Source organism: Pseudomonas sp. TKO26 (assembly GCF_003225665.1).
In the GTDB taxonomy this organism is placed as follows: domain Bacteria; phylum Pseudomonadota; class Gammaproteobacteria; order Pseudomonadales; family Pseudomonadaceae; genus Aquipseudomonas; species Aquipseudomonas saponiphila.
The window spans coordinates 170,225-195,212 of the sequence record NZ_QKLN01000006.1; the positions used below are offsets into that span (position 1 = coordinate 170,225).

30 protein-coding genes are annotated in these 24,988 nt (G+C 64.5%); 14 read left to right on the forward strand and 16 right to left on the reverse strand.

The window, feature by feature from the left end:
- Positions 1–3: 3 nt before the first annotated feature.
- From DNK59_RS11500 to DNK59_RS11515, 4 genes are read right to left on the reverse strand one after another with little or no spacing between them, the layout of a single operon-like run.
- Positions 4–615 (reverse strand): hypothetical protein, encoded by a 612-nt coding sequence (locus DNK59_RS11500; RefSeq protein ID WP_110723274.1) that lies wholly within the window; start codon positions 613–615, stop codon positions 4–6.
- On the reverse strand, positions 615–1,910 hold the full coding sequence (locus DNK59_RS11505) for an exo-alpha-sialidase (RefSeq protein ID WP_110723275.1): 1,296 nt from the start codon (positions 1,908–1,910) through the stop codon (positions 615–617). Before DNK59_RS11505 ends, DNK59_RS11500 begins: the two co-directional genes overlap by 1 nt.
- Positions 1,911–1,956: 46 nt before the next feature.
- Positions 1,957–2,502, reverse strand: coding sequence for a cytochrome b/b6 domain-containing protein (locus DNK59_RS11510; protein WP_110723276.1), 546 nt, complete (start codon positions 2,500–2,502; stop codon positions 1,957–1,959).
- Positions 2,502–2,768 (reverse strand): PepSY domain-containing protein, encoded by a 267-nt coding sequence (locus tag DNK59_RS11515; RefSeq protein WP_110723277.1) that lies wholly within the window; start codon positions 2,766–2,768, stop codon positions 2,502–2,504. Before DNK59_RS11515 ends, DNK59_RS11510 begins: the two co-directional genes overlap by 1 nt.
- 169 nt (positions 2,769–2,937) lie before the next feature.
- Here DNK59_RS11515 and DNK59_RS11520 point away from each other — a divergent pair, with 169 nt between their 5' ends.
- The 3 genes from DNK59_RS11520 (at position 2,938) to DNK59_RS11530 (ending at position 5,706) form a co-directional block, all read left to right on the forward strand.
- On the forward strand, positions 2,938–3,600 hold the full coding sequence (locus DNK59_RS11520) for a response regulator (protein WP_110723278.1): 663 nt from the start codon (positions 2,938–2,940) through the stop codon (positions 3,598–3,600).
- A complete protein-coding gene (locus DNK59_RS11525) occupies positions 3,597–4,979 on the forward strand; it encodes an ATP-binding protein (RefSeq protein WP_110723279.1) in 1,383 nt (460 codons plus the stop codon). Before DNK59_RS11520 ends, DNK59_RS11525 begins: the two co-directional genes overlap by 4 nt.
- 184 nt (positions 4,980–5,163) lie before the next feature.
- Entirely contained in the window at positions 5,164–5,706 is a 543-nt protein-coding gene (locus DNK59_RS11530) for a hypothetical protein (RefSeq protein WP_110723280.1), read from the forward strand.
- A gap of 180 nt (positions 5,707–5,886) precedes the next feature.
- On the opposite strand, the gene DNK59_RS11535 is transcribed toward DNK59_RS11530, so the two are convergent.
- From DNK59_RS11535 to DNK59_RS11545, 3 genes are read right to left on the reverse strand one after another with little or no spacing between them, the layout of a single operon-like run.
- Entirely contained in the window at positions 5,887–6,639 is a 753-nt protein-coding gene (locus DNK59_RS11535) for an SDR family NAD(P)-dependent oxidoreductase (protein ID WP_092313184.1), read from the reverse strand.
- A gap of 23 nt (positions 6,640–6,662) precedes the next feature.
- Entirely contained in the window at positions 6,663–7,448 is a 786-nt protein-coding gene (locus DNK59_RS11540; RefSeq protein WP_047305291.1) for a TSUP family transporter, read from the reverse strand.
- A 27-nt stretch (positions 7,449–7,475) separates the two neighbouring features.
- On the reverse strand, positions 7,476–8,408 hold the full coding sequence (locus tag DNK59_RS11545; RefSeq protein ID WP_256596336.1) for a TauD/TfdA family dioxygenase: 933 nt from the start codon (positions 8,406–8,408) through the stop codon (positions 7,476–7,478).
- Positions 8,409–8,920: 512 nt separating this feature from the next.
- Here DNK59_RS11545 and DNK59_RS11550 point away from each other — a divergent pair.
- Complete coding sequence (locus tag DNK59_RS11550; RefSeq protein ID WP_092313178.1) at positions 8,921–10,303, forward strand: PLP-dependent aminotransferase family protein; 1,383 nt, start codon at positions 8,921–8,923, stop codon at positions 10,301–10,303.
- A gap of 33 nt (positions 10,304–10,336) precedes the next feature.
- On the opposite strand, the gene DNK59_RS11555 is transcribed toward DNK59_RS11550, so the two are convergent.
- From DNK59_RS11555 to DNK59_RS11590, 8 genes are all read right to left on the reverse strand, one after another.
- Entirely contained in the window at positions 10,337–11,110 is a 774-nt protein-coding gene (locus DNK59_RS11555) for a 1,6-dihydroxycyclohexa-2,4-diene-1-carboxylate dehydrogenase (protein ID WP_110723282.1), read from the reverse strand.
- Positions 11,111–11,253: 143 nt separating this feature from the next.
- On the reverse strand, positions 11,254–12,267 hold the full coding sequence (gene benC / locus DNK59_RS11560; RefSeq protein WP_110723283.1) for a benzoate 1,2-dioxygenase electron transfer component BenC: 1,014 nt from the start codon (positions 12,265–12,267) through the stop codon (positions 11,254–11,256).
- Positions 12,268–12,277: 10 nt separating this feature from the next.
- Positions 12,278–12,766 (reverse strand): benzoate 1,2-dioxygenase small subunit, encoded by a 489-nt coding sequence (gene benB / locus DNK59_RS11565; protein ID WP_110723284.1) that lies wholly within the window; start codon positions 12,764–12,766, stop codon positions 12,278–12,280.
- Positions 12,763–14,127 (reverse strand): benzoate 1,2-dioxygenase large subunit, encoded by a 1,365-nt coding sequence (benA, locus tag DNK59_RS11570; RefSeq protein ID WP_110723355.1) that lies wholly within the window; start codon positions 14,125–14,127, stop codon positions 12,763–12,765. The genes benB and benA overlap by 4 nt, the downstream gene beginning before the upstream one ends.
- 219 nt (positions 14,128–14,346) lie before the next feature.
- Positions 14,347–15,303 (reverse strand): AraC family transcriptional regulator, encoded by a 957-nt coding sequence (locus tag DNK59_RS11575; RefSeq protein ID WP_110723285.1) that lies wholly within the window; start codon positions 15,301–15,303, stop codon positions 14,347–14,349.
- A 136-nt stretch (positions 15,304–15,439) separates the two neighbouring features.
- Positions 15,440–16,369, reverse strand: a complete 930-nt coding sequence (catA, locus tag DNK59_RS11580; protein WP_110723286.1) for a catechol 1,2-dioxygenase — start codon at positions 16,367–16,369, stop codon at positions 15,440–15,442.
- A 51-nt stretch (positions 16,370–16,420) separates the two neighbouring features.
- A complete protein-coding gene (catC, locus tag DNK59_RS11585) occupies positions 16,421–16,711 on the reverse strand; it encodes a muconolactone Delta-isomerase (protein ID WP_016966965.1) in 291 nt (96 codons plus the stop codon).
- Between the two features lie 10 nt (positions 16,712–16,721).
- Entirely contained in the window at positions 16,722–17,870 is a 1,149-nt protein-coding gene (locus DNK59_RS11590; RefSeq protein WP_177431234.1) for a muconate cycloisomerase family protein, read from the reverse strand.
- A gap of 125 nt (positions 17,871–17,995) precedes the next feature.
- Between DNK59_RS11590 and DNK59_RS11595 the strand changes: the two genes are divergently transcribed.
- From DNK59_RS11595 to DNK59_RS11610, 4 genes are all read left to right on the forward strand, one after another.
- Positions 17,996–18,904 carry a LysR family transcriptional regulator gene (locus tag DNK59_RS11595; protein WP_092313152.1) on the forward strand — a complete coding sequence of 303 codons (909 nt, stop codon included), beginning with the start codon at positions 17,996–17,998 and terminating at the stop codon, positions 18,902–18,904.
- Positions 18,905–18,975: 71 nt separating this feature from the next.
- Positions 18,976–19,404, forward strand: coding sequence for an RDD family protein (locus DNK59_RS11600; protein WP_110723288.1), 429 nt, complete (start codon positions 18,976–18,978; stop codon positions 19,402–19,404).
- Between the two features lie 59 nt (positions 19,405–19,463).
- Positions 19,464–19,799, forward strand: coding sequence for a DUF6388 family protein (locus tag DNK59_RS11605; RefSeq protein ID WP_110723289.1), 336 nt, complete (start codon positions 19,464–19,466; stop codon positions 19,797–19,799).
- A gap of 42 nt (positions 19,800–19,841) precedes the next feature.
- A complete protein-coding gene (locus DNK59_RS11610) occupies positions 19,842–20,546 on the forward strand; it encodes a YoaK family protein (RefSeq protein WP_110723290.1) in 705 nt (234 codons plus the stop codon).
- 12 nt (positions 20,547–20,558) lie between these two features.
- Here the strand turns inward: DNK59_RS11610 and DNK59_RS11615 are convergent, their stop codons facing one another.
- The gene (locus DNK59_RS11615) at positions 20,559–21,308 is read right to left on the reverse strand and encodes an SDR family oxidoreductase (protein WP_092313140.1); all 750 of its coding nucleotides are present in this window, start codon (positions 21,306–21,308) and stop codon (positions 20,559–20,561) included.
- A gap of 186 nt (positions 21,309–21,494) precedes the next feature.
- On the opposite strand from DNK59_RS11615, the gene tusD reads away from it, so the two are divergent.
- The 6 genes from tusD (at position 21,495) to DNK59_RS11645 (ending at position 24,967) form a co-directional block, all read left to right on the forward strand.
- The gene (tusD, locus tag DNK59_RS11620) at positions 21,495–21,887 is read left to right on the forward strand and encodes a sulfurtransferase complex subunit TusD (protein WP_092313137.1); all 393 of its coding nucleotides are present in this window, start codon (positions 21,495–21,497) and stop codon (positions 21,885–21,887) included.
- A gap of 1 nt (position 21,888) precedes the next feature.
- Positions 21,889–22,251: a sulfurtransferase complex subunit TusC gene (gene tusC / locus DNK59_RS11625; protein ID WP_110723291.1), complete on the forward strand. Its 363-nt coding sequence runs from the start codon at positions 21,889–21,891 to the stop codon at positions 22,249–22,251.
- Positions 22,251–22,547, forward strand: coding sequence for a sulfurtransferase complex subunit TusB (gene tusB / locus DNK59_RS11630; protein ID WP_110723292.1), 297 nt, complete (start codon positions 22,251–22,253; stop codon positions 22,545–22,547). Before tusC ends, tusB begins: the two co-directional genes overlap by 1 nt.
- Positions 22,544–22,879 (forward strand): TusE/DsrC/DsvC family sulfur relay protein, encoded by a 336-nt coding sequence (locus DNK59_RS11635; RefSeq protein ID WP_092313128.1) that lies wholly within the window; start codon positions 22,544–22,546, stop codon positions 22,877–22,879. Before tusB ends, DNK59_RS11635 begins: the two co-directional genes overlap by 4 nt.
- The gene (locus DNK59_RS11640) at positions 22,876–23,877 is read left to right on the forward strand and encodes a glycosyl transferase family protein (protein ID WP_110723293.1); all 1,002 of its coding nucleotides are present in this window, start codon (positions 22,876–22,878) and stop codon (positions 23,875–23,877) included. The genes DNK59_RS11635 and DNK59_RS11640 overlap by 4 nt, the downstream gene beginning before the upstream one ends.
- 88 nt (positions 23,878–23,965) lie before the next feature.
- Positions 23,966–24,967 carry a glutathione S-transferase family protein gene (locus DNK59_RS11645; protein ID WP_110723294.1) on the forward strand — a complete coding sequence of 334 codons (1,002 nt, stop codon included), beginning with the start codon at positions 23,966–23,968 and terminating at the stop codon, positions 24,965–24,967.
- Positions 24,968–24,988 lie beyond the last annotated feature (21 nt).

Below are 24,988 nucleotides of genomic sequence, written 5' to 3' on the forward strand. Positions count from 1 at the left end.
GGGTTAGCCGGCAAGGGGCTGCCGACGGCTGCGCTGGGCAAAGCGGCGCCACAGCCACAGCAGCAGTGCGCCGCTGCCGGTGATCAGGCAGTAGCCCGCCAGCAGTGGGTCCAGCAGGTAGTCCCAGTAGTTTTCCGAAGGTTTGAGGCGCAGGGCAAAGGCCAGGGTCCCGGCCGCCAGCATCAAGACCCCCAGCACGTTGCGCTGCCACAGCAGCACCAGCGCCGCCAGGCCCATCAGCACGATCATCGGCCGTGGGTTGTAGCCCCAGCGGTAGGGATCGAAATACGTCAGGCCCAGGGTCGCCGGGTACAGGCTCAGGGTCAGGCCGATAAACAGCAGCAGGACCTGCATTCGGTGTTTGGTTGGCAAGGGCGCTATCACCCCCAAGCGCCGCAGGCTGACCCAGCCCAGCAGCACCAGGGTGCTGATGGCCAGGTCGTCGGTGAAGCTGCGCACATAGGCCGCCAGCGGCAGCTGGTTCAGTGGAATAAAGCTGACCAGGGCCAGCAGCGGCAGCAGCCAGGGTCGCCAGGGCGCGGTCACTCGCAGGCTGCCGAGCAGCACAAAACCCAGGAGGATAAAACTCAGGTGGGCTTGCCACAGGGACGGCATCACAGGCGCTCCGCCAGCCACGCCGCGTTGAAGCTGACGTGCTTGATAAAGGTGTTGTTCCAGGAATAGACCAGGTGGTACAGGCCGTCCGTACCACGGCTGAAGTAGGGGTATTCGTACTCGAAGTCGCAGCCCTGGGGCTTGCACACCCGGTAGTCGAGGTTGCTCAGGAAGCGTTGTTCCAGGGGCAGGCGCCGGGCGCCGCTGGAGGCGCGAAAGCCTTCGCCGATGATTGCCTTGTAGGCCTCGTGGGAGAACGGCTGCCCCAGGGGATCGGGGGACTGGTCCAGTTCCACCAGCGGGCGCCATTGGCTAAGGCCGGCGTCGGTGCCGTACAGGCTGAGTTTAAAGCGCCCGTCCTGCAGGTCGTTGAGGGCCACCAGCAGGCCCTGGTCGTCGGTGCCCACCGCCGCCAGGGACGAGTTGGGGTTGGACGGTTGCAGCGGATAAGGCTCGCTCCAGGTCTGCCCAGCGTCTTCGGTGCGGCTGGCCAGGACTTTGTGATGGGTGTCGCCGGCGTAGCGCAGCATGGCCACGGCGCGACGTTCGTCCAGGGGCACGATGGTCGGTTGCAGGGAGTGCTTGCCCCGGCTGATGCGGAATTTGTCGATCACCGCACCGTCGGCGCTCAGGTACAGGTACTCGGCGAACTTGCCCATGAACTCGTGGTACACCGGCAGGCCGATCGAGCCGTCGGCATGGAACACCGGCGCGGCGCGCACCAGGGTGCTGATGTTGAAGAATGGCGAGGTCACCAGTTGGCGTGGCGCCGACCAGTTGCGCCCCAGGTCGTCGGAGACCATCAGGTTGATGGCGCTGGTGGCCCAGCCGCCCACCGACACCGAGACGTAGAACATCCACAGACGCTGGTCCGGGGCCAGGGCGATCACCGGGTTGCCGAGCTTGCGGATGTAGCGTCCGGTGCCATCACGGGTCGATTCGCGGGTGGCCAGCACCTGCTCGGCGCCCCACTCGCCGCTCTGGGCGTCAAAGCGGGCGGTACGCACCTGGACGTCGGCAGCGCCTTCCCGGGAACCGGCGAACCACACGGCCATCAGGTCGCCACCGGGCAAGGCGGTCACCGAGGACGAATGCACGAAGTCATCCAGGTCCGAGGAGACGAAGCGGCTGCTGTATTGCGGTGTGCTATTGGCCGTCGCCCCGTCGCTACTGACGACAGCCTGGGCGAACGGCGCCAGTGGGTGCGGTGGATGGCTGCGCCAGGCGGCGATAAAGACGGCGGCCAACAGCAGGCTGCCGCTGAGGAAAATCAGGCGAAAGGACAACGCACGCATACAGGAGCCCGTGGCAAATACTGGGTGGGGTACAAGGGAAAAACCATTAGTGCCGATCACTGTCCGGCAAGGGTCGGCGGCGGCCGGTGAGCATCGACAACGGCAGGTTGTCGCGCACCTGCAGGCTTTCAAAAATCGCCGCGCACACATGCAGCAGCACCAGCCCCAGCAGCACATCGGCGCTGGTTTCATGCACTTGCAGCGGCCAGTCGGCGCCCCACAAGGCATCGACCTCTTCCATCAGAAAACCGCTGATGCCGATCAGCAACAGCGCCAGCAGCATCAGCAACATCACTAAGGCCCCGAGCGGCGAATGCCCCAGGCGATGCTCGGGACGCCGGGCCAGCAGCGAACGCAGATGCCGCGCCAGCCGGGCCCGGGTCGGCCAGAAGTCGGACCAGCGCGCACTGCGCGGCCCGACAAATCCCCAGACTGTGCGGAGCAGCAGCCAGGCCATAGCGTAGTAGCCGAGCCAGACATGCCAGTCGTCACCGGCTTCATTGAAGAAATAGTTGCCGATGAAGACCCCAGCGATGGACAGGTGAAACAGTCGCACCAACGGGTCCCACAGCCGCAGGGACGCGTGCGGCATCAGCCTTTGATCTCGGTCTTCACCGCTTTGCCGGTGACCGGGTCGTGGTAGATCTCGACCTTGCGCTGGTCCTTGTCGAAGCCATAGATCTCGTAGCAGTTGCCGTCGGTGACCTTGAACTTGCTGATCTGGTAGCCCTGGGCCTTGAGCTGGTCCTGAAAGGCCTTCTGATCCTGCCATTGCGAGCGTTCGGCGGTGGTGCATTGCGGGCCGGCGAGGGCCAGGGGGCTGGCGAGAACCAGGGACAGCAGGAGGATCTTGCGCATGGAAAACGCTCCGGTGATGGGGGAGATTCCACTGTGCAAAACCAAGCTTAGTGAAAGCTTAGTTGGCAACGCGCGGTAACATTTTCCCCACCAAAAACCCCTGCCGGCCAAGCTTGGCCGGCGTCATCATGCGCCCCTTCCCTGCCCCTCGCCCGACCGAGAACCACCCATGCGCCTGCTGCTTGTCGAAGATGATCGTGCCCTCGGCCAGGGCATCCGCGTGGCGCTGAGCGCCGAAGGCTACACCCTGGACTGGCTGCAGGACGGTGCCAGCGCCCTGCACGCCCTGCGCACGGAAAGCTTCGACCTGTTGCTGCTGGACCTGGGCCTGCCGCGGCTCGACGGCCTGGAACTGCTGCAGCAATTGCGCGCCGCCCAGCAGGACCTGCCGGTGCTGATTCTCACCGCCCGCGACGGCACCGCCGAGCGCATCGCCGGGCTGGATGCCGGGGCCGACGACTACCTGGTCAAGCCCTTCGATGTCGAGGAATTCAAGGCCCGGGTCCGCGCCCTGCTGCGCCGCAGCCAGGGTCGCGCCCAGCCGCTGCTGGAACATGCTGGCATCCGCCTCGACCCGGCCAACCAGCAGGTGCACTACCTCGACGCCGAGGTGGTATTCACCCCCATGGAATACCAGTTGCTGCACCAGCTGATGGTGCGCCCGGGCAAGGTGGTCACCCGCGAGCGCCTGTCCCGGGCGCTGTACGGCTGGCAGGACCGGGTCGAGAGCAACACCCTGGAAGTGCTGATCCATAACCTGCGCAAGAAGCTCTGCAGCGAGCTGATCCGCACCGTGCGCGGCGTCGGTTACGTGCTGGCGCTCAAGCCATGAACTCGGTGCGCACGCGGATTCTGCTGCCGGTCCTGGTGCTGGTGCTGCTGGGGGATTTGCTCATCAGTTGGCTGGTGCTGCGCGACAGCCACCACGAGATCGAAGAGGTCTACGACGCCCAACTGGCCCAGAGCGCCCGGCTGCTGCAAGGGGTGCTGCGCCAGCGCGACCCGGCTCAAAAGCCGGACGCGGCGGACTGGGAGCGCCTGCACCAGGCCTTCGACCAGGCCATGAGCCGGGTCGGCGTGGACGGCGCGGCCCACCCCTATGAAACCCGCCTGACCTTCCAGGTCTGGCGCGACGATGGCCAGTTGCTGATGCGCTCCGCCGAGGCCCCCTTGCTGGAGGCGCCGCCCACCACCCTGGGCGCCCACGACATTCTGGAAAACGGCAAGGACTGGTGCGCCTTCCTGCTGGCCGACCCGCAGCAGGGCTTGCTGATCTGGGTTGGCGAACGCGATGACATTCGCCAGGACCTGATCCAGCGCATCGTGCGCCATACCCTGTGGCCGACCCTGATCGGCGTGCCGCTGCTGGCGCTGCTGATCTGGCTGACCATCGGCTGGGGCCTGGCGCCACTGCGGGCCATGGCCCGGGCCATTCGCGGGCGCAGCAGCGACAGCTTGCAGCCGCTCGGGCTCAAGCCGTTGCCCCAGGACCTGGAGCCGATGCAGACCGCCCTCAACCAGTTACTGGCGCAGATCGACAGCCTGCTGGAGCGCGAGCGACGCTTTATCGCCGACGCCGCCCACGAACTGCGCACGCCGCTGGCGATCCTGCGGATTCATGCGCAGAACGCCCAGAGTGCCGGCAGCCCGGAGCAGCGCCGGGAAGCCCTGGATTTTCTGGTCAGCGGCGTCGACCGCGCCACCCGCATCGGCAGCCAACTGCTGACCATGGCCCGCATCGAGCCGCAGTTGAACAGCCCGCGTTTGAGCCGCATCGACCTCAGCGCCCTGGTGCGCGAAGAGCTGGCGGAGCTGACGCCTTTGGCCCTGGAGAAGGATGTTGAACTGGTGCTGGAAGGCGACGAAGGCTGCCTGATCGACACCGACCCGGTGGCTTTGGCCATTGCCCTGCAAAACCTGGTGACCAATGCCCTGAACTTTGCCCCAGCGGGCAGCGAGGTGCGGGTCGGCCTTCGCCCGCAGGCCGATGGTGCGATGCACCTGTGTGTGGAGGACGCTGGGCCCGGCATCAATGAACAGGAGCGCGGGCGTTTGCTGGAGCGCTTCTACAGCCAGGGCAATGCCCATGGCGCCGGGCTGGGGCTGGCGATTGTGCAGATGATCGTCGACAAGATTGGCGGTCGCCTGGAATTGCGCAATCGGCCTGAGGGCGGTTTGTGTGCGTTGTTGTTGCTGGGGCCGGCGCTTTAGTCGGCAGCGCAGAGGGACTATTCTGTGCGCCGCTCGGGAATGGGGGTGGTCTGGCGGGCGTCTTCGCTGGCAAGCCAGCTCCTACACAAGTAGGCACCATCCCTCGTGGGAGCCGGCTTGCCGGCGAAGGCGATCTCACGCCCCCCTTCTCCAGCCACATGCAATGACAATCAGGGAGATACCCATGGCCATGCCGGAACGGCTGAAACCAACCCCACCGACGCCGACTATAAACGCGTTGATGAAGGACCTGCTGGAGCAGATCCTCGACCGGATCTGGGACAACCAGGGCCGGGAAAGCCCCGAGATCAGTGCGCTGATCGAGCAGTGGAACAGCCACGCCGGTCGGCCTTTCGAGTTCCACGAGTTTCTCGTGATGCACAGCCATACCAGCGCGGAGGACTTTCTGCGCACGGCCTTTCATCAAAAACGCTACGTTGACGACCTGAGCTTCGCCGAGGCGTGTGCCCTGGCGGATTTCATCTGTAAATGCGAGGGCACGGAGTCTGATACGGACTACGCCTTGAGCCTGCTGGAAACCAACTTCCCCGAGGCCAATGCCTCGGACCTGATCTTCTGGCCCAACGAGTGGTTTGGCGAGCCGGACATGTTGCAGGTGGACATGACGACGCCGCAGATCATCGGCTATCTGATGGGCAAATCCTCGCGGCAGTTACCGGACGCACCGCCGATCGACTTGCCCTACCCCATGCCTGTAAACCCTTAGCGGCGACGGAGAGGGTCGCCGCTAAGGGCGAAGGATTGCACAGCCATCAGAGACCGGCCCGGTGAGTTTCACCGGGGTATCGCAGCCTCTGGTGTTGCGAGCGCTTTGCGCCCGGCGCCAGCAGCTACAGGGGGCCGTGCGCCTGCGGTTGCGTAAGCGCCGCACTCAGCCCCCCTGCCCTCAAAGGTTGCGCACAACATTCAGCGCCGCGCTGCTCTGCGCCACGGGCATGATTTCGATGGAGTTGATGTTCAGGTGCTCCGGCTGCTGGGCGATCCAGCACACGGTGTTGGCGATGTCCTCGGGGCGGATGGCGTCAACATCCTTGTACAAGGCTTGCACCGCTTCCATGTCGCCGTTGAGCCGCACCACCGAGAAGTCGGTGCCGGAACACAGGCCCGGTTCGATGTTGGTCACCCGCACCCGGGTGCCGGCCAGGTCCGCCCGCAGGTTCAGGCTGAACTGTTTGACGAAGGCCTTGCTGGCGCCATAGACGTTGCCGCCCGGGTAGGGATAGGTGCCGGCAATCGAGCCGATGTTGATGATCAGCCCGCTGTTGGCCTCGACCATGCGTGGCAGGACGCGCTGGGTAATCAGCGCCAGGCCGGTGATGTTGGTGGCGATCATGCGTTCCCAGTTCTGCGCGCTGCTGTGCTGGGCACGTTCGATGCCCAGCGCCAGCCCGGCGTTGTTGACCAGCAGATCGATGGCCAGGGACGCCTCATGGATCTGTTCCACCGCCCGCTCCAGGGAGGCTTTGTCGGTGACATCCAGCTCCAGGGCGATGAAGTTTTCACCCAGTTCCTGTTCCAGGCGCTGGAGCTTGTCCATGCGCCGCGCGCCACCGATCACGCGATAGCCTTCGGCGACCAGTCGGCGGCAGATCGCTTGGCCAAAGCCGGCCGAGGCGCCGGTCACAAATGCGGTTTTCATGGGTTTCTCCTTAGGTCAGGCGATCAGGCCAGGTATTTCACGCCGAGGCTGGCGAACAGGCACATCATCGAGAGCACCAGCACCTTGCGCACCACGTCGTTGCCCTTGCGAATGGCCAGGGCGCTGCCCAGGTGGTTGCCCAGAATGTTGCAGGCCACCAACGGCAGGGCCAGCAGGTAGATCACCTTGCCGGCCATGATGAACGCCACCAGGGCGCCGATGTTGGAGGCGAAGTTGAAGGTCTTGGAGTTGGCCGAGCTGGAAACCAGGTCCATTTTCAGCAGGTAGTGAAAGGCGATGATGAACATGCTGCCGGTGCCCGGGCCGAAGAAGCCGTCGTAGAAGCCGATGACCAGGCAGGTCAGGGGCACTACGGTAAACAGCATGGCATCGGACAGCACATGCTCCTGCACGGGCCGGTCCTTGGGGGTGAGGAAAATCAGGATGCCGAAGGGGATCAACGCCAGGATGATCTTGCCCACGGTTTCCTGGGAGATCGACACGATCAGGTGTGCTCCCAGGTAGGCACCGAGCAGGGAAAACGGCACGCCGACCAGCGCCACCTTCCAGACCATCTTGCTGTTGACCAGAAAGTTCCTGATCGCCGCCAGGGTGCCCAGGGTGCTGACCAGTTTTTCCTGGCCCAGCGCCACCTGCGGGGGCAGGCCCACCAGCAGGAAGCCGGGCACCAGAAACAGCCCGCCCCCGCCGGCAATGCTGTCGACAAAACCGGCGACGAAGGCAATGGCGCCCAGCAGCAGAATCGCCAATACCCAGTGTTCAGCCCAATAGGCTCCTAACAGTTCCATAGCGTTACCCCATAAAGACAAAAAGAATCAGGAAAGGACTTCATACAGATGGTCGGCTCGCGCAAAGCGCACGCGGTTCAGGTCATTGACCGCGAACACGCGCAAGAGCCAGCGGTCGGCACCGTCGTTTTGCGGCTCGAAACCGTCGCGGGCGTGCAGCACCCGCTGGTTCTTGAAGATCATGAAATCCCCGGGCAGCAGCAGGTGCGGCTCATCGAAGCGGCGGGTTTCCAGCAGCGCGCGCAGGGTGTTGAGCGCCAGCTCGGCGGTGGCATTCATGCCGTAGGTGTTTTCACTGTCGAAACGGCACAGCCACTCGTTGGCCGCGCCGCGCACCAAGACCGCCAGGTTGGGCGTTGAACGGCGTTGACTGGCGAACGAGTCCGGGCGGCGCACTTCGAACTGCGGCAGGCTCAGTTCGCGCACGGTGGCCGCCGGCAGTTGCTCGATCACGTCGTCCAGATTGACCAGCGTGGTGTTGATCCGCGGATCGCAACGCATGCCGAAGAACGACAGGTATTCCGGGCAACAGGAGTGCTCGCCGAGCGCTTCGCACGACAGCGGCAAGTCCGGGTTGTCGACGTGGTAGGAGAAGCGCAGGCGCGAGCCGTGCGAGCTTTTCTGGCTGGAGGAGCTGCGTGAAGGAATCACATGGCGGAACAGGCGCCCGTCATTCTCCCCTTCATACACCACCGGATGGATACCCAGCAGGCTTTGCAGCGACAGGCTGACCAGGCAGGCGATGGGTGTGCTCTTGGGGCTCAACACCCCGGAGTATGGCGTCGGCGGAATATCCCGGTCTCGCGGGCAGTTGCGAATCACCATCGAGGTGAGGTCGGGGTCTTCGACAAATGCCCGGATCTGTCGCGTCAGGGCGGCACCCAGCACATCCTGGGCCTGTTCCTTGAGCTGAAAGTAAATGTCCTTGGTGGCCTCGAATTCCAGAGGCGTCTGACTCAAGACGGTTTGCCATGCGCTGGAAATAACCCACGGCAAGCGGATTTCCAACGTTGCCACGGCCTCGACTGCCTGCTTGTGCTGTGCGCTTTCCATTTCAGTTGAATTCCATAGTTCGATGCGCGTTGCGCCTGCCCGGGAGGCGGCACAACCTGTTGTATTTTTGTGATTCAGCTCACACGACACCCGTGTAATGCCGGGACAAACCAGTCAATGCCTCGATAACATCTCGAAACAACATCGACGCAATCATTGTAATTACACAAATAGACTCGATTCAATTTATTTCTGCCGACCGGACTTACAGCCCGCACACACGGCTTTAAAGTCATTGAATTTATTGAAATTTCTCACGAAAGAAAAATTAACTGCGACAAAACCGACGAAAAAACTGGGTTATCAGTCAGAATTAAATCGCATCAATTCGGTGCAATTTCCTCGATTACCACAAGATTACGCCCCTCCTCGGGTTCATGTTAGGCTTGCGTGCTTGTGCAGACTCTGGTGCTTTACCTATGTGGGTTCCTCAATACAGCGGCCACGCGCAGCCGGTTTACCTAATGATTGCCGACGCCCTGGAGCAAGACATTCGCTCCGGGCGCCTGAGCCCCGAAGATCGGCTGCCCACGCTCAAGGAGCTGGCCGAGGCCTTGAAAGTCACGCCCGGCACCGTGGGTCGTGCCTATGACGAAGCGGCCAAGCGCGGGCTGGTGGTGGGTGAAGTCGGACGCGGGACCTTTGTCTTGCCGGCCAAGACCAGGACGGCGCCGGCCGCGGCGCAGATCAACACCGGCAACCACAGCGCGCAGATCGACCTGTCGATCATCAAGCCCAATGACGCCAACGTCGGGATGTGGTTGCGCGATTCCATTGGCGAACTGGCACAGTCCGCCGACCTCAACCGGGTTCTGGACTACGCCACCGATGGCGGGCACGCCGTGCACAAGCAGGCCGGCGCCCGCTGGGTGCAGCGCAGCCTGCCCGAGGCGCGCTGGCAGCAGATCGTCCTCACCAGCGGCGCGCAGCACGGCTTGCTGGTGGCCATCAACAGCCTGTCCAACACCCACGACCTGATTCTCTGCGAAGAGCATTGCTACCCCGGGATCATCTCCCTGGCCCACAGCCTGGACCGGCGCCTGATGGGCGTGCAGATCGATGAATACGGGCTGGTGCCCGAGGCGTTCCGCGCCGCGTGCCAGGAGCACCGCCCGGCCTTGCTGGTGTGCGTGACCACGCACCAGAACCCGACCAACTCGATCATGCCGCCGGAGCGCCGCGAAGCCATTGCCCAGATCGCCCGCGAATACGATGTGTTCATCATTGACGATGACATCTACGGTTTTCTGGAAACCCACAACGTGCACAAGCCGATCTCGGCCTACGCCCCCGAGCGCTCGGTCTACCTGACCAGCCTGTCGAAAAGCATCCTGCCGGCGCTGCGCATCGGTTACCTGTACGCCCCGCCCGAAACCCTCTCGCGCCTGTCGTCCATGGTTCGCAGCAGCGTGTGGATGCCCTCGCCGATGATGGCGCAACTGGCCAGCAACCTGATCAACAGCGGCACCGGCGAGCAGTTGATCAAGGTGCAGCAGCAAGAGGCGGCGGTACGCCAGCAAATGGCGCGAGAGATTCTCGGCAGCTATCAGATCAGCAGCCAGCCCAACAGTTTTCACATCTGGCTGGTGTTGCCCCAGCCCTGGAACTGCGATGAGTTTGCCAACCTGGCCCGCGCCCAGGGGGTCACCGTGGTCAGCGGCAGCCAGTTCCTGGCCCAGCGCACCACGGCCAGCCGCGGCGTGCGCATTGCCTTGATGTCGCCAAGCCGCGCCGAGCTGAGCTTTGCCCTGACCAAGCTGGCCAGCTTGCTCGCCTCACCCGAGCCGCGGCTGTTCTACTGACGGCCTCGGCAGCCCCCCCCAGGCCGCCGGGCTTCAGCCCTGGTCGCCACCGCCCACCGGCAGCACCGTGCCGGTGATGTAGGACGCTTCGGCGGAGGCGAGAAACAGGATCGCCGCCGCCTGCTCGTCCATGTTGCCGTAGCGTTTCATCAGGCTGCTGTCCAGGGTCTGATCGACGATCTGCTGATACCAGACCTGCTCCTCGGCGCTTGGCTCGGCGCTGTTGCGCGGGATGCGCCGCGGCGGCGCTTCGGTGCCGCCCGGGGCGGTGGCGTTGACCCGCACGCCACGCCCGGCGGTTTCGAAGGCCAGGCAGGCAGTCAGCGCGTTGATCCCGCCCTTGGCCGCGCCGTAGGGCACGCGGTTGAGGCTGCGGGTGGCGATGGACGAGACGTTGACGATGGCGCCGCTGCCCTGCTCCAGCATCTGCGGCAAGGCGGCGTGGCAGCACCACAGAGTCGGAAACAGCGAGCGGCGCACTTCGGCCTCGATCTGCGCTGGCTCGTAGTGTTCGAAGGGCTTGGCCCAGATAGTGCCGCCGACGTTGTTGATCAGCACATCGAGACGGCCGAAATGAGCGATGGCCGCGGCCATGATCCGGCTGCATTCGGCGTACTGTTCCAGGTCGGCGGTCAAGGCCAGGACCGGGTAGCGGGAGCTCAGTTCGGCAGCCAGTTCGAAGACCAGTTCCGAGCGGTCCACCAGCACCACGTGGGCGCCCTCTTCGGCCAGGCGCTCGGCAACGCGACGGCCGATGCCTTGGGCGGCGCCGGTGACCAGGGCGACTTGGTTGTGGAAACGGTTCATGAAGACCTCGGGAGAGCAAAAGCATTAAGGAGAACGCCATTCGCCGTAGGAGCCGGCTTGCCGGCGAAGGGGCCCTTGAGCCTCGCAGCGCCCTGATGGACGCCTTCGCTGGCAAGCCAGCTCCTACAGCGGGGAAGTGCCCTTCAGGCGGCGCTGGCGGCGAATTTCTCGTAGTAGAAATTCGCCGGGGCGATGCCCTGCTCGCGGATGAACTGGCTTACCGCCTCGACCATCGGCGGCGGCCCGCACAGGTAGACGTCCACATCGCCCTGGTTGAGGTGCGCCGGTTCGATGTGCTGGGTCACGTAGCCCTTGCGCGGGTACTGGCTCTCGGGGTTGGCCACGCAGGCGCTGAAGCTGAACTGCGGGATACGCGCGGCAAAGTCTTGCAGGCGCTCCAGCTCCACCAGGTCGACATCGTGGGTCACGCCGTAAATCAGGTGCAAAGGGTGCTCGCTGCCCTGCTCGGCGATTTTCTCCAGCATGGCGGTGAACGGCGCCAGTCCGGTGCCGCCGGCCAGCAACAGCAAGGGCCGGCGGATCTCCCGCAGGTAGAAGCTGCCCAGGGGCCCGGCCAGGGTCAGGCTGTCGCCGGCTTTGGCAAGACCGGTGAGGAAGCTGCTCATCAGGCCGCCGGGCACATTGCGGATCAGGAAGCTGACCTCGCCGTCGCGCTGCAAGGAGCTGAAGGAATAGGCCCGGGTCTGCTCGCTGCCAGGCACCCCGAGGTTGACGTATTGCCCCGGCAGGAACGCCAGCTGGTTCAGGGCCTCGCCCTTGATCGACAGGGCGATGGTGCTGGCGGACAACTGGCGCACGGCGCTGATGCTGGCCTGGAAACTGCCCTGCCCGGCACGGCAGACCTGGGACGAAGCCGGCACCCGCACCACGCAGTCGCTCAAGGCGCGCATCTGGCAGGTGAGGACAAATCCCTGCGCGGCCTCGTCGGCGCTCAGGGCGTCTTCGATGTAGTCCTCGCCCAGCTCGTAGCGCCCGGCTTCGGCCAGGCACTTGCAGGTGCCACAGGCGCCGTCGCGGCAGTCCAGGGGAATGTTGATGCCCTGGCGGTAGGCGGCGTCGGCCAGGGTTTCGCCCGGGTTGGCGTTGACGAAACGGGTCACGCCGTCTTCGAAGTTGAGTGCGATTTGATGGCTCATGGCAGTCGCCTCAGAGGTGGTAAATGTCGACGACCTGGCGAACGTAGTCGTTCTTCAGGATGACTTTCTTGGCCTTGATCAACGGGTTTTCGCCGCGCAGGTCGAGGGTGTAGAAACTGCAGCCGAAGTAGCTGTCCACGGTCTTGTAGCGAAAGCTCAGGGTGTGCCAGTTGAAGCGCAGCTTGCACTGGCCGTCGCCCTGCTCCAGCAGCTCGATATTGCTCAGGTTGTGCGAGGTGCGGGTGTCGGGAATGCTGGCGCTGGAGCGCTCGGTCTTGATGCGGAACACCCGGTCTTCCAGGCCGCTGCGGTTGCCGTACCAGATCAGCGAGATTTCCCGCTGCGGGTCTTCGGTCAACTGGTCGCGGTCGTCCCAGGACGGCATCCAGAAGGTCGCGTCCGGGGCGTAGAGTTCCAGCCAGCTGTCCCAGTCCTTGTCGTCCAGGTAGCGGGCTTCGCGGTACAGGAAATCCCGCACGGTGTCGTAGGAAACAGTCATTGCACGGCCTCCACATCGATCTGGCGTGCAGCTTCACGTTCCAGGGCCGCCAGCAGGGTCTGCTGCCAGTACTTGTGCTGCATCACGAACAGACCTTCGTCCTCGGTGCGCACGCCGCTGAGGATCGGCTGCAGGTCGATTTCTTTCGCGGCCTCGTCTGCCCCCTGAACCCAGTGCTCGGCACCACGGGACATGTCGTTCCAGGCGGTGGTGCTGCCCTGGTAGCCGAGCTGGCAGGAGCGGAACTCTTCCAGGTCGTCCGGGGTGGCCATGCCACTGACGTTGAAGAAGTCTTCGTACTGGCGGATGCGCCGGGCCCGGGCGTCGTCGCTCTCGCCCTTGGGCGCGATGCAGTAGATGGTGATTTCGGTGCGGTCCACCGAGATCGGCCGGGCGATGCGGATCTGCGAGCTGAACTGGTCCATCAGGTAGACGTTGGGATACAGGCACAGGTTGCGCGAGTTCTCGATCATCCAGTCGGCCCGGGCCTGGCCGAAGTCCCGGGCCAGCTCGTCGCGGCGCTCGTACAGCGGGCGATCCTCGGGGTTGGACCAGCGGGTCCAGAGCAGCATGTGGCCCTTGTCGAAGGAATAGAAACCGCCGCCCTGCTTGGCCCAGCTGCCGGCGTTCATGGTGCGGATGTCTTCCCCGGCTTCGCGCTGCTTGCGCTGGTTCTGGGTGGCGGCGTAGTTCCAGTGCACCGAGCTGACGTGGTAGCCGTCGGCGCCGTTTTCGGCGGTGAGCTTCCAGTTGCCTTCATAGATGTAGCTGGAGGAGCCGCGCAGCACTTCCAGGCCGTCGGCGGACTGGTCGACGATCATGTCGATGATCTTCGCCGACTCGCCCAGGTGTTCCACCAGGGGCAGCACGTCTGGGTTGAGGCTGCCGAACAGGAAGCCACGATAGGACTCAAAACGCGCGACGCGGGTCAGGTCGTGAGAGCCCTCGCAGTTGAAGCTGGCCGGGTAGCCTGCGGCGGCCGGGTCCTTGACCTTGAGCAGTTTGCCGGCGTTGTTGAAAGTCCAGCCGTGGAACGGGCAGGTGAAGGACGCCTTGTTGCCGGTCTTGTGCCGGCAGAGCATGGCGCCGCGATGGCTGCAGGCGTTGATGAAGGCATTGAGTTCGCCGTTCTTGTTGCGCGCGATGAACACCGGCTGCCGGCCCATGGTGGTGCTGTAGTAGTCGTTGGGGTTGGGAATCTGGCTGTCGTGGGCCAGGTACAGCCAGTTGCCTTCGAAGATGTGCTGCATCTCCAGGTCGAACAGCCGGGGGTCGGTGAACATCGCCCGCTTGCAGCGGTAGACACCCTGATCGGGGTCTTCTTCAAGCAGGGAATGCAGGTATTCGGGTCGCAGGGACATGGCCGCCGCCTCCATTGTTTTTATTCAGGCAGGGCCATGCTAGGACGGGGGTTGGCGGGGCAATAGCCGATGCGTGCAGACCTGTATCCGTTTTCTGCAAAGGCGCCGACATGGCCTGTGTAGGAGCCGGCTTGCCGGCGAAAAGGCCCTTAGGGGGCGCTGAGCCTGGCGGCCCCTTCGCTGGCAAGCCAGCTCCTACAAGGGGCCGATGCCTGAGGATCAGTGGCGGCGCTTGAGGGTGTCGGAGGGCCGTTCGCCGTATTGCTGGCGGTAGCTCTGGGCGAAGCGCCCCAGGTGCAGGAAGCCGAAATCCAGGGCCAGTTCGGTGACGTTGCGCACCGGGCATTGCGGGTCGCTCAAGCAGGCGTGCACCCGTTGCAGTTTCTGCTGGCGGATGTAGTTCTTCGGCGTAGTGCGGACGTTGCGTTCGAACAGCGCATACAGCGAACGCAGGCTCATGCGCGCCTGCTGCGCCAGTTCCTCGCAGCCGATGTCCTGCTTGAGGTTGCGTTCGATGTAGTCGGCAATGCGTTCGAAGGTCGCCGCCGAGGCGCTCAGGGTGCCGCGCTGGACATTGGTCTGCATCAGGCCCAGCAGCTTGCCGACCAGAATGTGCGCGTAGTGCTCCTGGACCTTGGGCATGCTCTCAAGGGCTTCGGCTTCCTGGCACAGCAGGCTCAGCAAGGGAATGAAGCCTTCCAGTTCCTGCAGTTGGTAACGCTGGCGCACAAAGCGCACGCCCTGCCCCGGGTACTGCCAGCGCTGTTCCTGGCAGGCGGTTTCCAGCAGATGGGTGGGAATCTTGATGATGAATTTTTCGCAGTCGTCGGAATAGGTCAGGTCCACCGGGTCGTCGGGGTTGATCAGCAGCAGCTCCCCCGGGGCGAAACAGTGTTCCTGGCCCGGGCCGCGCCACAGGCAATGGCCGCGCAGCAGTACCTGCAGGTGGTAGATGCTTTCCAGCGCTGGCGAGGTGACGCGCACGCTACCGCCGTAACTGAGGCTGCACAGGTCGAGGCTGGCCAGGGCCCGGTGGTTGAGGCTGGCCTGGGGCTGCCCGGCCCGGGGCAAGCGGATGCAGTGGCTGCCCACGTGCTGATTGACGTAACCGGACACGGCATGGGGATCGGCTTGAACAAACACGCGGCTGCGTTCACTCAACAGATGCATTTGCATGATCGGGTCACTCTGATTGTTCTTATTGGGTCTGCGTTTCAGGCACGCAACGCAGGCTCGTCAGGCCAGGCATAACGGCAAAAGCCACGGGCACCTGGGTCGGTGCTCCGTGGCCGGGTCAAGCCGGGTCGGCGCTTCAGTCCTCCAGGGCACGTACCCGTTCGTGGCGCTGCTGTTCTTGCGGCTGGGCCGAGGACTGCAGGGTGAAGTCGAACTCGATTTCGGCGAAACGCCCGCTCACGCCCAGGGCCTTGGCCCGGGCCTGGTCTTCGCTGAAGGTGATCTTGGCGATCAGCTCGTCGCGGGTGGCGTAGGCGAAGTCGTCGTGCAGGTAGGGATCGCCATCCAGGTTGATCTGGGTGGTCAGGTGGCGATGGTCATCAGCCGAGATGAAGAAGTGGATGTGCGCCGGGCGCTGGCCGTGGCGACCCAGTTGATCCAGCAGTTGCTGGGTCGGGCCTTCCGGCGGGCAGCCGTAGCCGGACGGCACGATGCTGCGAAAACGGTAGCGGCCCTCGGCGTCGGTGACGATGCGCCGGCGCAGGTTGAACTCCGACTGGCTGCCGTCGAAGTAGGAATAGGTGCCGCCGGTGTTGGCGTGCCAGACGTCGACGATGGCGCCGGCCAGGGGCTGGCCGGCAGTGTTGGTCACCTGCCCTTGCATGAACAGCACCACGCCCGGATCGAGGCCGTCGTCCAGGCGCGCCTCGCCCTGGCTCAGGGGCGCGCCGGCGACGTACAGCGGGCCTTCGATGGTGCGTGGGGTGCCGCCAGTCTTGCCTGCCTGCTCGTCGGCAGCGTCCATCAGCAGGTCCAGGTAATGCTCCAGGCCCAGGCCTGCGGCCAACAGTCCGGCTTCCTGGCGAGCGCCGAGCACGTTGAGGTAGTTGACGGCTTTCCAGAACTCTTCCGGGGTGACGTTGAGGTCTTCGATGATGTTCACGGTGTCCCGCAGGATGCGGTAGACGATGGCCTTGGTCCGGGGGTTGCCGCCTTCGGTGAACTGGCCGCTGGCTTCTTCAAGAAAGCGTTGGGCGCTGGCAGTCTGGGAAATTCTGACGTTCATGATCAATCCTCATCTTGTATTTATTAGAGTGGTGAACGGGCTGGTGCGAACTCAGCGGTCATCCTCATGAATGGAAGAAGGATGCCTGCACAGGGCGTTAACTTCGATGGCCATGTACGGGTACAGCGGCAGTTGCATCAGGGTGTCGTGCAGTTCCTGCACGCTGTCGACGTCGAACACGCTGTAGTTGGCGTACAGCCCGGCGATGCGCCACAGGTGGCGCCACTTGCCTTCGGCCTGCAGGCGCTGGGCCAGGGCCTTTTCCTCGGCTTTCAGTTGCGCGGCGCGCTCGGGGTTCATGTCGACCGGCAGGTTCACGGTCATTTTCACGTGGAATAGCATGCAGCCCTCCTCAGGTGTGATGCAGCACGGGGGTGGTTTTGTCGCGACGAAAGAACGCCAGGCGCTCTTCGTCCAGGCTCAGGCCAAGGCCCGGTGCCCGTGAGACATGCAGGTGGAAATCCCGGTACACCGGCGCCTCGGCGAGGATGTCCTCGGTCAGCAGCAGCGGGCCGAACAGCTCGGTGTCCCAGCTCAGTTTGTTCAGAGTCAGAAAGGCGTGGGCCGAGGCCAGGGTGCCGATGCCGCCTTCGAGCATGGTGCCGCCATACAGGCCGATGCCCGCCGCCTCGGCAATCGCCGCGGTACGCAGGACAGCGCGCGGCCCGCCGTTCTTGGCGATCTTCAGGGCGAACACCGAGGCCGCGCCTTCGCGGGCCAGGTTGAAGGCGTCTTCCACGCATTCGATGGATTCGTCGGCCATGATCGGCGCCGGGCTGCTGGCATTCAGGCGCACCATGCCGGCGCGGTTGTTGCGCGAGATGGGTTGCTCGATCAGGTCGATGCCGTTGCCGCCGAGAATGCGGCAGGCGCGCAGGGCCACGGCTTCGTCCCAGGCCTGGTTGACGTCGACCCGCACGCTGGCGCGGTCGCCCAGGGCCTTCTTGATGGCGATCACGTGGGCCAGGTCGCGGTCCACTTCACCGGCGCCGATTTTCAGCTTGAAGATGCGGTGGCGGCGCAGGTCGAGCATCTGCTCAGCTTCGGCGATGTCCTTGGCGGTGTCGCCGCTGGCCAGGGTCCAGGCCACGGGCAGCGCATCACGCACCCGGCCGCCCAACAGTTCGCTGACCGGCAGGCCAAGGCGCTTGCCCTGGGCGTCGAGCAAGGCGCTTTCGATGCCGGACTTGGCGAAGGTATTGCCGCGAATGCTCTGCTCCAGGCGCAGCATGGCGGCGTTGATGTTGCTGGCGTCCTGGCCGAGCAGCAGCGGAGTGAAGAAGCGGTCGATGTTGGTCTTGATGCTGTCCGGACTTTCGTTGCCATAGGCCAGGCCGCCGATGGTGGTGGATTCGCCCAGGCCTTCGATGCCGTCGGCGCAGCGCAGGCGGATCAGCACCAGGGTCTGGTTCTGCATGGTGTGCATGGCCAGCTTGTGGGGGCGAATGGTCGGCAGATCGACGATGATCGTTTCGATCGATTCAATGGCAGAAGCGTGCATGTCCATACCCGTGAGGTTCTTGAAGTTCTGCGCTCGATTCTGTGCCGGCTTTTTCCGGGGTTCCAATATAGAATTGGTCTGGCTTGATACCTTTAAGGTATGCACATCTCTACAGGGGAGCTGTCATGGAGCTGCGTCATCTGCGCTACTTCCAGGTACTGGGGGAAACCCTCAACTTCACCCGCGCCGCCGAGCGCCTGCACATCGCCCAGCCGCCGTTGAGCCGGCAGATCCAGCAATTGGAGGACGAGTTGGGGGTGCTGTTGCTGGAGCGTGGCCGGCCGCTGCGCCTGACCGCTGCCGGGCGGTTCTTCTTTGAACATTCCAATCGGGTGCTGGAGCAGTTGGGCAAGGTCTGCGACAACACCCGGCGCATTGGCCTGGGGCACAAGACCTGGCTGGGCATCGGCTTTGCCCCTTCGACCCTGTACGGCGTGCTGCCGCAACTGATCCGCCGCCTGCGCAGCAACGAAACCCTGGAGCTGGAACTGGGCCTGTCGGAAATGACCACCCTGCAACAGGTGGAAGCCTTGAAGGCCGGGCGCATCGATATCGGTTTTGGGCGCATTCACATCGACGACCCGGCCATCGTGCAACGGGTGCTGACCGAGGACCGGCTGGTGGTCGCCCTGCCCGCCGGCCACCGCCTGCTGGGGCAGGCGCTGACCCTCGAGCAACTGGCCAACGAGCCCTTCGTGCTCTACCCGGCCAACCCGCGCCCGAGCTACGCCGACCACGTGATCGCGCTGTTCAATGCCCGGGGCCTGAACCTGAAGATCGCCCAATGGACCAATGAACTGCAGACCGCCATCGGCCTGGTGGGCGCCGGGATCGGCGTCACCCTGGTGCCGGCCTCGGTGCAGGTGCTGCACCGCGACGACATCGGCTTTTGCCCCTTGCTGGAGACCGCGGCCACCTCGCCGATCATCCTCAGCCGCCGGGTCGGCGAACCCTCGCCAGGGCTCACCCACTGCCTGCACCTGATTGCCCAACTGAGGGCCGAGATAGGTCGCGACGACCCCGTCATCAGCTGAAAGCCAAACTGTCGAGGCGTTAGGCCGTACAATACGCCGCTCAATACAGCGCGTAGTCTTTGGGGCACTGCATGGAAGTATCGAGAGCCGGCCTGATCATCCGGCGCATTCTGGCTTATCTGCTGGACGCCGCGTTGGTGACCGCGCTGTGGTTTTTCCTCTGCACGGTGATCGACAACCTCCAGTATTCGGAGTGGGCGCTGCTGATCATCTGGTGCCTGTATTTTCCCCTCAGCGAATACCTGTCGCGGGGTTACACCGTCGGCAAGGCCCTGTGCGGCCTGCAAGTGATCAATGGTATCGGCCAGCCGCCTTCGCTATTGCAGGTGCTGATCCGCTCGGCGACCCGACCGTTGGAGGCGGCCATCGGCCCGGTCACCCTGCTGATCTGCTGTGAATCGAGCCGCTTCCAGCGCATTGGCGACAGGCTGGCGCGCACCTATGTCATTGCGCGCAAGGACCTGGCGCGGTTGCGTGATTTGACCGCCACGGTGTCTTGAACATCTGCCACCCCCATTCAATCTCGCGCCCTAGCCCGGCGCTCTTTACGGGAGTCTTCATGGCCATCGATCAATACCCCCATGAACAGGCCCTGGGCACGTTCCTCGAACAGCGCCCCGAGCTGCGTGAACAGCTGGACCACCTCAACCCCCTGGAAGCCCGGGCCCGGGGCGAAACCCCGGCGCAATACCGCGCCGAGCGCCTGCATGAAGCTTTCGAGGCTGAAGCCGAGCGCCTGGGGCTGTTCGCCTGGGAACTGAGCCTGCAACTGACCGCCGCCAGTCCGGAGGAATTCCGCGCCCAGCGCCTTGAGGTGCACAAGGAGGTGGCGGAGATGGCCGGCATGCCCTGGGCTGAATATTGCGCCCTGCATCAGCTTGATCCGCAGCCTTGACCCGCACGCGTCCCCCGCAGTCCCTGTTCAGGAGAACCGACGATGTTGCCTTCGACTTCCACACCAGCGGCCAGCGCCACCCTGCAGCACACGCAGAAATGGCGCGGGCGGGTCGGCCTCGGGCTGGTGGCCTGCCTGTCCGTGCTGGCCGGGATGACTGACGCCATCGGCTTCATGGCCACTGGCGATTTCGTTTCCTTCATGAGCGGCAACACCACGCGCATGGCGGTGGCCATCAGTGATGGCGAACCGGGCCTGGTGCTGCGCCTGTTGCTGCTGGTGGCGACCTTTGTCGTCGGCAACGCCCTGGGCGTGGTGGTCAGCCGCCTGGCCGGACACCGCGCCCTGCCCTTGCTGCTGAGCATTGGCGCGTTGCTCTGCGCCTCCGCCGCCTGGCCCTTCGAACAGCAATTGCCGGCCCTGCTGGCAGCCATCATCGCCATGGGCATGCTCAATGCGGCGGTGGAGGAAGTGAACGGCCTGCCCATCGGCCTGACCTACGTCACCGGTGCCCTGTCGCGCTTTGGCCGCGGGCTGGGGCGCTGGCTGCTCGGCGAACGGCGCAACGGCTGGCGGGTACAGCTGGTGCCGTGGAGCGGGATGTTCGCCGGAGCGGTGCTGGGGGCCTTGCTGGAACAGCACCTTGGGCTCAAGGCGCTGTATGTCAGCGGGTTGTTTGCCGCCCTGCTGGGCGTCGCGTCATTGAAGATTCCGCGCCGCTGGCAACTGGGCTACAAGACCCGCTGACCTGCGCCGCCGTCAGTCGAACAGACCGCCGCTGTCGGTATCGATGACGATCGACGACAGGCTGATGTGCCGTGGTCGGGTCAGGGCGAAGACCACCGCTTCCACCACGTCGCGGTTGGTGCCCTGCTGGCCTTTGTGCCGTGCCGGAACCTGCTGCCAGGCCGGGTCCAGCGGCGAGATGTCTTCCAGATACGGCGGATGCACGCACAGCGAACGCACCGGCGTGCCCTTGAGCACCTGGCGCAGGCCGTCGGCCAGGGCCAGTTGCCCGTGCTTGGCCGCGTAGAACGGCAGCGACACGCTGTGCAGCGGTGCATTGGGCAGACCGCTGATGGAACCGATGGTGACGATGTCCGGGCGCTTGGAGGCCTTGAGCGCCGGCATCAGGCCCTGGGTCAGGAGGAAGGTGCCAGTCAGGGCCGCATCGATCACTCCAGTGACCTCGGCCGCGCTATGGGGCTGCTCGCTGGCCTCCAGCCACATGGCGCCGTTGTTGATCAGAATGTCCACCCGCGGCTGACGCACATGAATCTCCGCCAGGGCCGCCTTGACGCTGTCGCTGCTGGCCAGGTCCACCACCACGCAATCGGCGGCCTGGCCGGTGCGCGTCTGGATGGCCGCGCTCACTTGCGCCAGGGCCTCGGCGTTGCGCCCACAGAGAATCAACTTGCAGCCCAGGTCCGCCAGACTGATGGCCAGCGCCGCGCCCAGACCACGACCGGCACCGGTGACCACCACCACCGCCGAATTCAAATCCATCATCCCTTGCTCCTTGTCGCAGGTTGATTGAAGGCGCGAGTCTAGCCCCCGCCCCGGGGTTTGGGGCCGGGCAAAGCTTTACCCGATATGTACCAGGCTTGCCGAGCCAGAGCCTTCGGGGCGAAAGGGGTTTAGCCGATCCACGGAGAAAGCTTTATCATGGCCGCAGTTTTATCCATCGAGTCCGTCATGAAGTTCGCCATCGCCCTGTTCTCCGCCGCCCACGCGCCTTCCTCGCGCCGCGCCCTGCTGTTCGCCCAGGCGGCGCTGGCGGGCGGGCACGAGATTGTCCGGCTGTTTTTCTATCAGGACGGCGTGTACAACGCTGCCAACAGCGTGGTCACGCCCCAGGACGAACAGGACCTGCCCCGGGAATGGCGGGAGTTCGTCCAGCAGCACCAGCTCGATGGCGTGGTGTGCATCGCTGCGGCCCTGCGCCGGGGCGTGCTGAATGCCGACGAAGCCCAGCGCTATCAGCGCACGGCGGTAAACGTCGAGGCGCCCTGGGAACTGTCGGGGCTCGGCCAGTTGCATGACGCGGTGCAGGCCGCCGATCGCCTGATCTGTTTTGGAGGGGCGTGAGATGGCCAAATCCCTGTTGTTGATCAGCCGTCAGGCGCCGTGGTCCGGCCCTGGTGCCCGGGAGGCCCTGGACATCGTCCTGGCCGGCGGCGCCTTTGACCTGCCCATTGGCCTGCTGTTTCTCGACGATGGCGTGCTGCAACTGGCGCCCGGGCAACAGGCGTCGCTGCTGCGCCAGAAAGACCTGAGCGCCAACCTGCAGGCGCTGTCGCTGTTCGGCGTTGACGAGCTGTTCGCCTGCAACGCCAGCCTCAAGGCTCGCGGCCTCGACCCGGCGGCCCTGGGCCTTGACGCGGTACAAGTGCTGGACGCCCCGGAACTGGCCGGGATCATCGACCGTTTTGACCAGGTGATTACCCTCTGATGTCGACCTTGCATGTGTTGTCCCACTCGCCCTTCACCGACACTCGCCTGAGCAGTTGCCTGCGTTTGCTGGGCAGCGCCGATGGCCTGCTGCTGTGCGGTGATGCCGCCTACGCCCTGCAGCCGAACACAGCTGTCTACGCCGAACTGGGCGCCCGCAGCGGCCTGAATCTGTACGTGCTGGAAGAAGACCTGAACGCTCGCGGCCTGGCCCTGCCGGCCTGGGCCCGGGCGGTGGATTACCCGGGTTTCGTCGAGTTGTCGATTGAGCATGACAAGGTCAACACCTGGCTATGAGTACCCTGACCGTGGGCGCCCGCGCCATCGAGCTGGACAAGGACGGTTACCTGGTCAACCTCGACGACTGGTCGGCCGATGTGGCCCAGGCCCTGGCCGCCAATGAAGCACTTGAACTCAGCGCCGAGCACTGGGAAATCCTCGAACTGCTGCAGGGCTTCTACAAGGAGTTCCAGCTGTCTCCGGCCACCCGCCCGCTGATCAAGTACACCGCCCTCAAGCTGGGCCCGGACAAGGGCAACAGCCTGCACCTGAACCGACTGTTCAAGGGTACTCCCGCCAAACTCGCCGCCAAGCTGGCGGGCCTGCCGAAGCCGACCAATTGCCTATGAACGATTTCGCCCCCCTGCTGACCGAAACCCCGGCCGAGCATCCCTTCGCCCCGTTCGTGCGCATCCTTGGCAAGGGCAAGCGCGGCGCGCGCAATCTGACTCGCGAGGAAGCCCGCGAAGCCATGGGCATGCTGCTCGACGACAAGGTCGAGGACACCCAGCTCGGCGCCTTCCTGATGCTGCTGCGGCACAAGGAAGAAAGCCCGGAAGAACTGGCGGGCTTCACCGAGGCCTTGCGCGAACGCCTGAACGCCCCGCCTATCGCGCTGGACCTCGACTGGCCGACCTACGCCGGCAAGAAGCGCCACCTGCCCTGGTACCTGTTGGCAGCCAAGTGCCTGGCGCAGAACGGCGTGCGTATCCTGCTCCACGGCGGCGGCGCCCACACGGCCGGGCGCCTGTACACCGAACAATTGCTGGAGCCCCTGGGCATTCCCCTGTGCCGAGACTGGCCATCGGTCGGCAAGGCATTGGACCAGGGCAACCTGGCCTTCATGCCCCTGGGCGACTGGGCGCCGCAATTGCAGCGCATGATCGATCTGCGCAACATCCTCGGCCTGCGCTCGCCGATCCACTCCCTGGCGCGCCTGCTCAATCCCCTGGGCGCCCGTTGTGGCCTGCAGAGCATCTTCCACCCCGGCTACCAGGCGGTGCACCGCGATGCCAGCGGCCTGCTGGGGGACAACGTGATCGTGATCAAGGGCGACGGCGGCGAGATCGAGATCAACCCGGACACCACCAGCCATCTGTACGGCAGCACCGGCGGCGTCAGCTGGGACGAGGAATGGCCGGCGCTGTCGGCCCAGCGCCATGTGAAACCAGCGAGCCTCGACCCCGAGCACCTCAAGGCGCTGTGGCGTGGCGAGGTGCAGGACAGCTACCCGCAACTGGCCCTGCTGGCGACCATGGCCCTGGCCCTGCGCGGCTTGGGCACGCCGCGGGAGCAGGCCTTCGCGCTAGCCCAGCAGTACTGGGATGCCCGGGACAGATCGATTTAATCGATCAAAACCGCCCAAGCTTTGCGCTTTTTGTTCGAACCCAGCGGCATAGACTGCACTCCAACGCAAAATAGCTGAGGAGCACTCCATGGGACTGCTGATCGATGGGCGCTGGCATGACCAGTGGTATGAAAGCGGCAAGGACGGCGCCTTCCAACGGGAACAGGCGCAACGCCGGCACTGGGTCACCGCCGATGGTCGCCCAGGCCCTAGTGGCGAAGGCGGCTTTGCCGCCGAGGCCGGGCGCTACCACCTCTATGTATCCCTGGCCTGCCCGTGGGCCCACCGCACCCTGATCCTGCGCAAGCTCAAGGGCCTGGAACCGCTGATCGACGTCTCGGTGGTCAGCTGGCTGATGCGCGAGAACGGCTGGACCTTCGACAGTGCCTACGGCTCCAGCGGTGACGCGCTGGATCACTTCGACTTCATGCACCAGCGCTATACCGCCGACACGGCCGACTACACCGGCCGCGTAACGGTGCCAGTGCTGTGGGACAAGCAGCAACAGCGCATCGTCAGCAACGAGTCGGCGGAAATCATCCGCATGTTCAACAGCGCCTTCGACGGCCTGACCGGCAACGACCTGGATTTTTATCCGCAGGCATTGCGCGCACGCATCGATGAACTCAATGCTCGCATCTACCCCGCACTGAACAATGGCGTGTACCGCGCCGGATTTGCCACTTCACAACAAGCCTATGAAACGGCGTTCGATGATGTGTTTGCCGAGCTGGACGCGCTGGAGGCGTTGCTGGACAAGCAACGCTACCTGGCCGGCGAGTACCTGACCGAAGCCGATGTTCGGCTGTTTACCACGCTGATCCGTTTCGATGCGGTGTACCACGGCCACTTCAAGTGCAACCTGCGGCGGATTGCCGATTACCCGAACCTGTCGAACTGGCTGCGTGAGCTGTATCAATGGCCGGGGATTGCCGAGACGGTGGATTTTGCCCATATCAAGGGGCACTACTACGCCAGCCACAGCACCATCAATCCGACCGGGATCGTGCCCAAAGGGCCGTTGCAGGATTTCAGCCGCGGCCATGATCGGCAGCGGTTGAGTGGGCAAGGGGTTAGGTGCAGGGATTGAGGAGGCTTTCGCTGGCGAGCC